We start from the raw sequence: 10937 nt of genomic DNA, 5'->3' as shown, positions 1-10937 counted from the left end.
ATGGCGTCGCGCACCTCGCTGCCGGCACCGACCACCCCCGACCCCACGGCCCCGGCCGGCCCCCGGGTCGGGCCGCTGCTGGGCGCGCTGAGCACCGTCCTGGTGGTCGCCGTCGCGTCGAGCCTGGCCGTCCCCGGTCTCGCCGACCGGGTGCTGCCCGCCGGGCTCGCCGTCGCCTCGGCCGGCACCGGCGCGGCCCTGCTGCGGCGGATCGCCCGACCCGGTCGCGCCGGGCGGCCCTGGCGGCTGCTCGGGGTCGCGCTGCTGCTGGTCGGGGCGGGCCAGGCGGTCGCCGGCCTGCTGGGCGTGGGACTCAACCCGGGCCGCAGCGGTCCGCAGGACCTGCCCCTGGTCCTCGCCGTCCCCTTCGTGCTGGCCGGCAGCGTGGCGCTGCTGGGTGGCGAGGGACCCGGCCGCTGGTGGAGCCGGGTGGGCTCGCGCTCCTGGTTGGACGCCGGGATCGTGCTGGTCGCCGTCTCCGTGGTGGCCGCCGTCGTGGTCGGCGAGGCGCTCGGCAGCTCCGGCACGGCCGGGGACCCCCTGGTGGCCGCCGCACTCCCTGCGGTCGGGGCGCTGCTGGCCGCGATCGGGTTGCTCACCGCCGCGGTGCTGCCCGCCGGGCGGCGGGCCACCGGGTCGTGGGTGACCGTGCAGTGGCTGGCCACGGCCGTGGTCGCGGTCAACGGCGCGGTCGCGGCCGCGCTGGACTCGGCCACCCTCGACCTGCTCACCGTCGTGGCCTGGGCCGTCGTGCTCGTCGCGGTGGTGCTCGGCGCGGCCGCCGACCCCGGGCCCGGTGTCCCGCCGCCCCGTGCGGAGGCGGGCACCCAACCGCTGTCCGGGGTGCTGCTGAGCTGGTGCTCGGCGTCGGCCGTGGGGGTGCTGCTCGTCGCCGGGGTGGCCGCCGGGAGCCCGGTGGGTCTCGCCGAGGGCGTCGGAGCGCTGGTGTTGCTGCTGCTCACCGCCGCCCGGAGCGTGCTGTGGGTGGCCGACGGTGAGCGGCTGACCCGTCGGCTGGCCCGGGCCGAGGCCTGGTTCCGCTCGCTCGTGCTCGACGCCGACGACGTGACCGTGGTCCTGCACCGCGGCACCCGGCTGGCCTGGGTGTCGGACTCCGTGCAGGGCCGGCTGGGCTACGGGCCCCGAGAGCTCGCCGACCGGGCGTTCGCGGACCTCGTGCACCCCGAGGACGGCGCCGCGCTGTCGGCCGCGGTGGCCGGGGAGCCCGGCGCGCACGCCTTCCGGGTGCGCACCCGGGCCGGCGCCTGGCGTGAGGTCGAGGCCCTCGGTGGGGGCACCGACGGCGCGGCCGGTGTCGAGGGCCGGGTGCTGCACCTGCGCGACGTCACCGACCGGCGGGCCGCCGAACGCGAGCTGCAGCGGATGGCGTTCACCGACTTCCTGACCGGGCTGCCCAACCGGGCCCGGCTGATGGCCGCCCTCGGCGTGGCCCGGGCCCGCGCGCAGGAGGGCGGCCCGGCCAGCGTCCTGCTGCTGGACCTCGACGGCTTCAAGTCCGTCAACGACGTCGCCGGGCACGAGGCGGGGGACCGGCTGCTGGCCGAGGTGGCCGACGAGCTGCGCGGGCTGGTCCGCGAGCCCGACCTGGTGGCCCGCCTCGGTGGGGACGAGTTCGCCGTCCTGGTGCGGTCGGGGCTGACCGAGGCGGCCGCGCTGGCCGAGCGGGTCGTCGCCGGGCTGGACCGCGAGCACCGCGCCTCGGCGCCCGACGGGTCACCGGACGGTCCGGTGTTCGCGCTGTCGGCCAGCATCGGGGTCACCGAGCTGCGCGCCGAGGACGACGTCGCGACCACCCTGCGCCAGGCCGACCTGGCGCTGCGGGCGGCCAAGGCCGCCGGCAAGAGCTGCGTCCGCAGCCACGGCGACGCCGCCGACGCCGCCACCACCCGGCGCACCCGGCTCGCCCGGGACCTCCCGCAGGCCCTGGCCGCGGGCCAGCTGCGGGTGGACTACCAGCCCGTGGTCGGGGTGCTCGAGCGCCGGGTGCTCGGCGTGGAGGCGCTCGTCCGCTGGGACCACCCCGTGCTGGGGGAGGTCGGGCCCGACGAGTTCGTGCCGCTGGCCGAGGACGACGGGCTGATCGTGCCGCTGCAGCGCTGGGTCCTCGACCGGGCCTGCGGCGAGCTGGCCGCGCTCCGGGCCGGGGGGCGCGACCTCAAGCTGGGCGTGAACATCAGCGTGCGGCACCTGCAGGCGGGCTGTCTGGTGGCCGACGTCGCCCAGGCGCTGGCCGCCTCCGGGCTGCCCCCGCACGGGCTGATGATCGAGGTGACCGAGTCGGTGCTGATGAGCGAGCAGGACCGGCTCGACAGCGACCTGCAGACCCTGCACGACATGGGCTGCGTGGTGTCCCTGGACGACTTCGGGCGGGGCTACTCCTCCTTCGCCTACCTGGCCCGGCTGCCGGTGGACGTGCTCAAGATGGACCGGGAGTTCCTCGCCGGCATCGAGCACGACGCCCGCGGCGCGGCCGTCGTGGGCAGCGTCATCGCCCTCGGGCGGCAGCTGCAGATCGACGTCGTCGCCGAGGGCGTGGAGACGCCGGGGGAGCTGGCCGCGCTGCAGGAGCTGGGCTGCCGGTTCGTGCAGGGGTTCCTGCTCGCCCGCCCGGCCCGGGCCGCCGATCTCGCCGCGGTGGTGGACGGCTTCGACCCCGAGGTCCTGCGTCCCACGGAACGGTCGCCGTCGTTCCACTGACTGGGACGACGTGGTTGACGGCGACACGTGCCAGGGCGCACAGTGTGGGCGTGCTGCGCTCCCGGCTCCTCGTAGTCATCGACTAGCGCGTCGGTCCACCGACCGACGCGCTCACCCCTCCGTGCCTCCTGGCACGAGGGGTTTTTTGTTGGCCGGAACCCGCCGGACCCGCTCCGCACACCCACCCTCGCGTCCAGGGAGAACCACCCAGATGAGCACCACCGCCGAAGCCCCGACCGCCGCCGCCGCCGAGTCGCTGGCCGGTCTGGAGACCGCAGCCGGCTCGGTGGCCGAGGCCGCCGCCCCCGCCACCCACCAGCCGGCCACCGGCATCACCGGTGCGCAGAGCCTGGTCCGCTCCCTCGAGGCGGTCGGGGTGGAGATGGTCTTCGGCATCCCGGGCGGGGCCATCCTCCCGCTCTACGACCCGCTCTTCGACTCCTCCGTGCGCCACGTCCTGGTCCGCCACGAGCAGGGCGCCGGGCACGCCGCCACCGGGTACGCCCAGGCCACCGGGAAGGTCGGGGTCTGCATGGCCACCTCCGGGCCCGGCGCGACCAACCTGGTGACCCCGCTGGCCGACGCCTACATGGACTCGGTGCCGATCGTGGCCATCACCGGCCAGGTGCCCTCCGGCGCGATCGGGACCGACGCCTTCCAGGAGGCCGACATCCGCGGCATCACGATGCCGGTCACCAAGCACAACTTCCTGGTCACCGATGCCGCCGAGATCCCCCAGCGGATCGCCGAGGCCTTCCACCTGGCCTCCACCGGTCGGCCCGGGCCGGTGCTGGTCGACGTCCCCAAGGACGTCCTGCAGGCCACCACCGACTTCTCCTGGCCGCCACGCATCGACCTGCCCGGCTACAAGCCGACCACCCGCCCGCACGGCAAGCAGGTCCGCGAGGCCGCGGCCGTCGTCCAGGCCGCGCGGCAGCCGGTGCTCTACGTCGGCGGCGGGGTGCTCAAGGCGCACGCCAGCGAGGTCCTCGCCGAGCTGGCCGAGCTGACCGGGGCCCCCGTCGTCACCACCCTGATGGCCCGCGGCGCGTTCCCCGACAGCCACCCCCAGCACCTGGGCATGCCCGGCATGCACGGCACCGTCACCGCGGTCACCGCCCTGCAGAAGGCCGACGTGCTGGTCGCCCTGGGCGCCCGCTTCGACGACCGGGTCACCGGCCAGCTGTCCACCTTCGCCCCCGGCGCGACCGTGGTGCACGCCGACATCGACCCGGCCGAGATCGGCAAGAACCGCAAGGCCGACGTGCCGATCGTGGGCGACGCGAAGGAGACCATCACCGAGCTGGTCGCCGCGCTGCGGGACCTGCAGGAGGACCAGGGCCGCCCCGACCTGTCCGCCTGGTGGACCCAGCTGGACAGCTGGCGTGCCACCTACCCGCTGGGCTACGACCTGCCCGAGGACGGCGCGCTGTCCCCGCAGTACGTCATCGAGCGGCTGGGTGCGATCGCCGGGCCGGACGCCGTGTACTGCGCCGGGGTCGGCCAGCACCAGATGTGGGCCGCCCAGTTCGTCAAGTACGAGAAGCCGGGCACCTGGCTCAACAGCGGCGGGCTCGGGACGATGGGCTACGCCGTCCCGGCCGCGATGGGCGCCAAGGCCGGTCGGCCCGAGGCCACGGTCTGGGCCATCGACGGCGACGGCTGCTTCCAGATGACCAACCAGGAGCTCGCCACCTGCGCCATCGAGGGCATCCCGGTCAAGGTCGCCGTGATCAACAACGGCAACCTGGGCATGGTCCGGCAGTGGCAGACCCTGTTCTACGAGGGCCGCTACTCCAACACCAAGCTGCACGTGCAGAACGAGGACGGCACCCGCCGGGCCGGCGTGCGCATCCCGGACTTCGTGCTGCTGGCCGAGGCGCTGGGGTGTGTCGGGCTGCGCTGCGAGACCGCCGAGGACGTCGACGCCACGATCGAGCAGGCCATGGCGATCAACGACCGGCCGGTGGTCATCGACTTCACCGTCGGCTCCGACGCCCAGGTGTGGCCGATGGTCGCCGCCGGTGCGAGCAACGACGAGATCCTCGCCGCGCGGGACGTCCGCCCGGTCTTCGGAGAGGGGCAGGTCTGATGCCGAGGCACACGCTGTCGGTGCTGGTCGAGAACAAGTCCGGTGTGCTGGCCCGCGTCTCGGCGCTGTTCAGCCGCCGCGGCTACAACATCGAGTCCCTCGCCGTCGGACCCACCGAGAACCCGGACCTGTCCCGGATGACGATCGTGGTCGACGTCGAGTCCCAGCCGCTGGAGCAGATCACCAAGCAGCTGAACAAGCTCATCGAGGTCATCAAGATCGTCGAGCTGGACGGCGCCTCGGTGCAGCGCGAGCTGCTGCTGGTCAAGGTCCGGGCCCCGCTGGCCGACCGCGCCCAGGTGCTGCAGACCGCCGAGCTGTTCCGGGCCCGGGTGATCGACGTCAACACCGACACCGTCACCCTGGAGTCCACCGGCACCCCCGAGAAGCTGCAGGCGCTGCTCGCCGTCCTCGCCCCGCTGGGGATCAAGGAGATGGCGCAGTCCGGCACCGTGGCCCTGGGCCGCGGCCCACGCTCGATGAGCGGCGCCGGTACGTTGCGCCCCGTCGAGCGCTCCGCCTAGACCCCACCACCCCAACCCAGAGGAGTCACCCGCACATGGCCGCCGAGATCTTCTACGACGACGACGCCGACCTGTCGATCATCCAGGGGCGCACCGTCGCCGTCATCGGCTACGGCAGCCAGGGCCACGCCCACTCGCTGTCGCTGCGCGACTCCGGCGTGGACGTCCGCGTCGGCCTGCTCGAGGGCTCGAAGAGCCGGGCCAAGGCCGAGGCCGAGGGCCTGCGCGTCGTCACCCCCGCCGAGGCGGCCGCCGAGGCCGACCTGATCATGATCCTGGCGCCGGACCACGTGCAGCGGAAGCTCTACGCCGAGTCCGTCGAGCCCAACCTGCAGGACGGCGACGCGCTGTTCTTCGGCCACGGCTTCAACATCCGCTTCGGCTACATCAAGCCCCCGGCCGGTGTCGACGTCGCCATGGTCGCCCCCAAGGGCCCGGGTCACCTGGTCCGCCGCGAGTTCGTCGACGGCAAGGGCGTGCCCTGCCTCATCGCCGTCGAGCAGGACGCCTCCGGCTCGGCCCAGGCCCTGGCGCTGTCCTACGCCAAGGCCATCGGCGGTGCCCGCGCCGGCGTCATCAAGACGACGTTCGCCGAGGAGACCGAGACCGACCTGTTCGGCGAGCAGGCCGTGCTCTGCGGCGGCATGTCCGCCCTGGTGCAGGCCGGGTTCGAGACCCTCACCGAGGCCGGCTACCAGCCCGAGATCGCCTACTTCGAGTGCCTGCACGAGCTCAAGCTGATCGTCGACCTCATGTACGAGGGCGGCATCGCCAAGCAGCGCTGGTCGGTCTCCGACACCGCCGAGTACGGCGACTACACCTCCGGGCCGCGGGTCGTCGACGCCCGCGTCAAGGAGACGATGGGCCAGGTCCTCAAGGACATCCAGGACGGCACCTGGGCCGCGGCCTTCATCGCCGACCAGGACGCCGGTGCGCCGGACTTCACGGCCAAGCGCGCCGCCGCCGAGGCGCACCCGATCGAGGAGACCGGGCGCCAGCTGCGCGGCCTCATGAGCTGGGTCTCCGCCAGCGACGACTACACCGGCAGCGCCCAGCGCTGACCCCCGCACGACGACGACAGCCCCTCCCCGCGACCTGCGGGGAGGGGCTGTCGTGCGTCCGGGCTCAGGCGGCCGGCGCGGTCCAGGCGGCGACGTCGGGACGGCGCATCAGCACCACGACGGCCACGGCGAGGGCCAGCAGCAGGGCCGACAGGACGTCGAAGCCGATCCCGGTGACGACCGACAGCACCTCGTTGACCGCCCACACCACGACCAGCGCCACCCCCACGACGGTCAGCACCCGGCCGTTGCGCCCGCGGACCGCCAGCACGGCGCCGTAGACCGCCCCGGCCGAGAGCACCAGGTAGAGCAGGCCCAGCGCGAGGAAGTCCAGTCGCCCGTTGACGCCCAGGCTCAGCCCGGACAACCCGGGGAGCAGGCAGAAGAGCGCCTGCAGTCCGGCGAGGGCGGCCGCGGCGACGACCGCCGGCGGGGGACGCCCGGTGCCTCCGGCGGTCACGCGGCGCGGCGCCCGGCCAGGTACTGCTGCGCCGGGGGCTGGCGGAGCAGGAAGACGATCACCAGCGGGATGAGGAAGCCCAGCAGGTTGAAGAACTGGAAGGAACCGTCGACCAGGCTGAGCACCACCACGAGCAGGTTGAGCGCGATCGAGGCGTAGAGCGCCGTCAGCAGGAGCTTCTCGTCCCCTCCGCGCAGCAGCTGGATGCCGCCGGCCAGCACGGCGAGGGCGACGACCAGCGAGACGAGCACCAGGACACCGAGCAACGGGCTGACGTCGAAGACGGTGCCGATGACGGCCAGGTTGAGCAGGCCCCCCAGGGCGCCGAGGGCGCCGATCACCACGGCTGCGACCGCGGCACCGGTCACCTGGGGCGGCCGGACGCCGGCGGTGGGGCCGTCCGGGGCGGGGGACCAGCCGGGCTGGGGCTGCTGCCAGCCGGCGTTCGGGTCCTGGGGCGGGTTCGGGCTGGTCATCGGCTCACTCTCACCTGGGTACGGGGGCTCGATCATGGACGGCCCACCCCCGGTGCGCCCGGTGGGCGGCGTCGAAACGCGCGGACGGTGCCAAGGACAGGAACACGACCGTCAGCACGCAGGCCAGCAGCACCGGCGGCGTGAGCGCCCGGGTCGCCCCCGGGTCACCGACCCCCACCAGGGTCGACAGCACCGGCTGCAGCAGCAGGACCCCGCCCACGGTGGAGACCACGAGCAGCGGCACCCGCGTCCGTCCGGTGGCGCAGGCCAGCACGGCCGCGGCGACCCCGATCGTGACGAGGGTCAGCCCGACCGAGAGGGCCACCAGGAACCCCCCGACACCCCGGCGCAGGCTGTCGCCCAGGTCCGGGTCGGTGCCCCCGCTGCCCCGGGCGTCCAGACCGGTCGCCGCGAGGTCGACCGTGAGCCAGCCCAGGTAGCCGACCAGCACCAGGCCCAGCACCACGGCGGTGGTCGTCGTCCAGGGGCGGGGACCCGGGGGTGGGGGCGGGGGAGGCGGCTGCCACGGCCGACCGGGCGGCGGCCCCCACCCTCCCCAGGGCGGGGGCGTGGCGGCCCACGGCGGGGGAGCCTGCCCCCAGGACGGCGGGGGTGGCACCCGTGCCGGCAGCGGGCGCCGGGTGGGCGGTGGACCCCCGTAGCCCTCGGCGGTCCGGGGCGGGACCGACAGGGGCGCCGTGACCTGCCGGGGCGCGGCCACGGGGCCGGTCGACGCGTCGTCCGGCCCCGGCCCCCCGTCGGTCATGTCCGGGCGCTGGTCAGCCGAGGGCGGCGCGACGGGCCCGGTGGGCGGCGAAGAACTGGCTCGCCGGTGCCAGCGAGAGCAGCACCACGATCGCGATCGCCCCGGCGAAGAAGAGCAGCGTGACCACCAGCCCGCCGGCAGCGCCCTCCTGTCCCGCGCCGCTCAGCGCACCGATGAAGGCCAGCCCGGTGGCCGCGATCGAGACGGAACCGGCGACCAGCAGGAGCACCCGGCTCCGGCCGGTCAGCGCCCACGCCGAGCCCCAGATGACCAGCACCGTCCAGACCAGGGCCAGCAGGCCGAAGACGAAGACCACGCCCGCGGCTGCGGCGAAGCCGCTGCCGAACACCTGGCCGAGGCCGAACTCGTCGTCCAGCGAGTTCGCGCTGGAGCTGGCCCCGGTGAGGGCGGCCCCGCCGATGAGGAACAGGGCCGTGACCAGGACGCCGATCGCGCCGAAGACGAAGCCGAGGACGGCGGCGGTGATCACGCCACCGGGCCGGGCCGGGGGAGCGGTGCCCCAGCCCTGGCCCTGCACCCCGCCCTGGCCGTAGGCGGCCTGGTAGCCGTACGGGGACGCCTCCTGGCCGTAGGCGGGCTGCACGTACCCGCCCTGGCCGTAGGCGGACGGGTCGTACCCGCCCTGGCCGTAGGAGGACTGGCCGTAGGAAGACTGGTCGTAGGAGGACTGGCCGTACGAGGACTGGCCGTAGGAGGACTGGTCCTGCGGGGGCTGCCCGTACGACGGCTGGTCGGCCGACCGGCCCCAGCCGCTCGACCCCGGAGACGGGTCCTGTCCGTACCGGGGTGACTCCGGTCGGCCCTGCTCGTCCCGTTCGTCGCTCATGGTCTCCTCCACGCGGGGCCGGTCCCGGGGGACCGGCGGTGAACAGCCAGGATGGCCGTGGCACCCCCACCGGGCAAGCAGGGCCGACCCTCCCGGGTGTCGCCGGGCAGCTCCGGCACGGGCTCCCCGGGAGGTGCCGGGGGCGCGCGCCCTAGGCTGTCCAGCCGTGACCACCCCTGCGCCCGTCGTCCTGATCGCCGAGGAGCTCGCCCCCAGTGCGCTGGAGGTGCTGGGTTCGGAGTTCGAGATCCGGCACGTCGACGGCGCCGACCGGGCCGCCCTGCTGCCGGCCCTCGCCGACGCGGCGGCGGTCATGGTGCGCAGCGCCACCACCATGGACGCCGAGGCCCTCGCCGCGGCCCCGCACCTCAAGGTCGTCGCGCGCGCCGGCATCGGGCTGGACAACGTCGACGTCCCGGCGGCCACCGCCCGCGGCGTCATGGTGGTCAACGCCCCCACCTCCAACATCGTCAGCGCCGCCGAGCACGCGGTGGCCCTGCTCCTCGCCGCCGCCCGGCACATCCCGGCCGCGGACGCCTCGCTGCGCGAGGGCACCTGGAAGCGCTCGAAGTTCACCGGCGTCGAGGTCACCGAGAAGACCGTCGGCGTCGTCGGCCTGGGCCGGATCGGCGTGCTCGTGGCCCAGCGGCTGGCCGCCTTCGGCGTCACGCTGATCGCCTACGACCCCTACATCCAGCCCGGGCGCGCCGCCCAGCTCGGCGTCCGGCTGGTGTCGCTGGAGGACCTCCTCCGCGAGTCGGACTTCATCACCATCCACCTGCCCAAGACCCCCGAGACGCTCGGGATGATCGGTGCCGAGCAGCTGGCGATGACCAAGAAGGGCGTGATCATCGTCAACGCGGCCCGCGGTGGGCTCGTGGAGGAGGCCGCGCTGGCCGAGGCGCTGCAGTCGGGTCAGGTCGGTGCGGCCGGCATCGACGTCTACGCCAAGGAGCCCTGCACCGACAGCCCGCTCTTCGCGCTGCCCAACGTCGTCGTCACCCCGCACCTGGGTGCCTCGACCACGGAGGCCCAGGACAAGGCCGGGACGGCGGTCGCGCGCAGCGTCCGGCTGGCCCTGCAGGGCGACTTCGTGCCCGACGCGGTCAACGTCCAGGCCGGTGGCGTCGTCGCCCCCGACGTGCGTCCGGGCCTGCCGCTGGCGGAGAAGCTGGGCCGGGTCTTCACCGCCGTCGCCGGTGGACTGGCCCAGTCGGTGTCGGTCGAGGTGCTGGGCAAGATCGCCGAGTTCGACGTCTCCGTCGTCCAGCTGGCCGTGCTGCGCGGGGTCTTCACCGACGTCGTCGAGGAGCAGGTCAGCTACGTCAACGCCCCGCTGCTGGCCGAGGCGCGCGGGCTGGACGTCACGCTGACCAAGGACGTGGAGAGCCCGCACTACCGCAACCTGATCACCGTGCGCGGTGCGATGGCCGACGGCACCGGGGTCACCGTCTCCGGCACGCTGTACGGCAAGAACCAGGTGCCCAAGCTGACCGAGGTGGGTGGTTTCGAGATCGACCTCGAGGCCAAGGGCTACCTGCTGTTCTTCACCTACGCCGACCGGCCGGGCGTGGTGGGCACCGTGGGGGCCGCGCTCGGCGAGGCCGGGGTGAACATCGCCGGCGCCCAGGTCAGCCGCACCACGCAGGGCGGGGAGGCCCTGATGGCCGTCACCGTCGACAGCGAGGTCACCGGCGAGCTGCTCGCCGACATCGCCGGTCGCATCGGGGCCCGTGAGGCCCGGGCGGCCGACCTCAACCCGATCTGACCGACCCCCGCGACCTGCCAGCGGCGCCGACCCCACCGGGGTCGGCGCCGCTGTCGCGTGTACGGGTGGTGTCCACCGGACGGACAGCGGACTGCCAGCCAGGTGGTTGAACGCGTGTCGACCACGACGTCCGGCGGTGTCCCGCTGGGCCGTCTGCGCGCGATCAGCCCCCGTCTGCGCGACGCCCGGGCGGTTCGACCGGTACCGGGCGGTCCCTAGAGCCGT

The 10937-nt window shown here is 74.6% G+C and carries 9 protein-coding genes; 5 read left to right on the top strand and 4 right to left on the bottom strand.

Going from position 1 to position 10937, the window contains the following annotated elements; genetic code table 11:
- From ASG36_RS15070 to ilvC, 4 genes are all read left to right on the top strand, one after another.
- Entirely contained in the window at window positions 1-2718 is a 2718-nt protein-coding gene (locus tag ASG36_RS15070; RefSeq protein ID WP_055765585.1) for a bifunctional diguanylate cyclase/phosphodiesterase, read from the top strand.
- Window positions 2719-2929: 211 nt separating this feature from the next.
- Window positions 2930-4810 carry an acetolactate synthase large subunit gene (locus ASG36_RS15065; protein WP_082523173.1) on the top strand — a complete coding sequence of 627 codons (1881 nt, stop codon included), beginning with the start codon at window positions 2930-2932 and terminating at the stop codon, window positions 4808-4810.
- Window positions 4810-5334 (top strand): acetolactate synthase small subunit, encoded by a 525-nt coding sequence (gene ilvN / locus ASG36_RS15060; RefSeq protein ID WP_055765583.1) that lies wholly within the window; start codon window positions 4810-4812, stop codon window positions 5332-5334. The genes ASG36_RS15065 and ilvN overlap by 1 nt, the downstream gene beginning before the upstream one ends.
- Before the next feature lie 35 nt (window positions 5335-5369).
- The gene (ilvC, locus tag ASG36_RS15055; protein WP_055765580.1) at window positions 5370-6395 is read left to right on the top strand and encodes a ketol-acid reductoisomerase; all 1026 of its coding nucleotides are present in this window, start codon (window positions 5370-5372) and stop codon (window positions 6393-6395) included.
- A 64-nt stretch (window positions 6396-6459) separates the two neighbouring features.
- Here the strand turns inward: ilvC and ASG36_RS15050 are convergent, their stop codons facing one another.
- The 4 genes from ASG36_RS15050 to ASG36_RS15035 form a co-directional block, all read right to left on the bottom strand.
- A complete protein-coding gene (locus ASG36_RS15050; RefSeq protein WP_055765577.1) occupies window positions 6460-6855 on the bottom strand; it encodes a hypothetical protein in 396 nt (131 codons plus the stop codon).
- Window positions 6852-7331 carry a hypothetical protein gene (locus ASG36_RS15045; RefSeq protein ID WP_055765574.1) on the bottom strand — a complete coding sequence of 160 codons (480 nt, stop codon included), beginning with the start codon at window positions 7329-7331 and terminating at the stop codon, window positions 6852-6854. The genes ASG36_RS15050 and ASG36_RS15045 overlap by 4 nt, the downstream gene beginning before the upstream one ends.
- 10 nt (window positions 7332-7341) lie before the next feature.
- Window positions 7342-7797 (bottom strand): hypothetical protein, encoded by a 456-nt coding sequence (locus ASG36_RS15040; protein ID WP_055765570.1) that lies wholly within the window; start codon window positions 7795-7797, stop codon window positions 7342-7344.
- A gap of 313 nt (window positions 7798-8110) precedes the next feature.
- Entirely contained in the window at window positions 8111-8944 is an 834-nt protein-coding gene (locus ASG36_RS15035) for a phage holin family protein (protein WP_157498840.1), read from the bottom strand.
- 166 nt (window positions 8945-9110) lie between these two features.
- Here ASG36_RS15035 and serA point away from each other — a divergent pair, with 166 nt between their 5' ends.
- Window positions 9111-10712 carry a phosphoglycerate dehydrogenase gene (serA, locus tag ASG36_RS15030; protein WP_055765564.1) on the top strand — a complete coding sequence of 534 codons (1602 nt, stop codon included), beginning with the start codon at window positions 9111-9113 and terminating at the stop codon, window positions 10710-10712.
- The last annotated feature ends 225 nt before the right edge of the window (window positions 10713-10937 follow it).

The sequence above is a fragment of the Geodermatophilus sp. Leaf369 genome (assembly GCF_001424455.1).
Classification (GTDB): Bacteria; Actinomycetota; Actinomycetes; order Mycobacteriales; family Geodermatophilaceae; genus Klenkia.
This window is presented reverse-complemented; position numbering and strand designations above follow the sequence as displayed.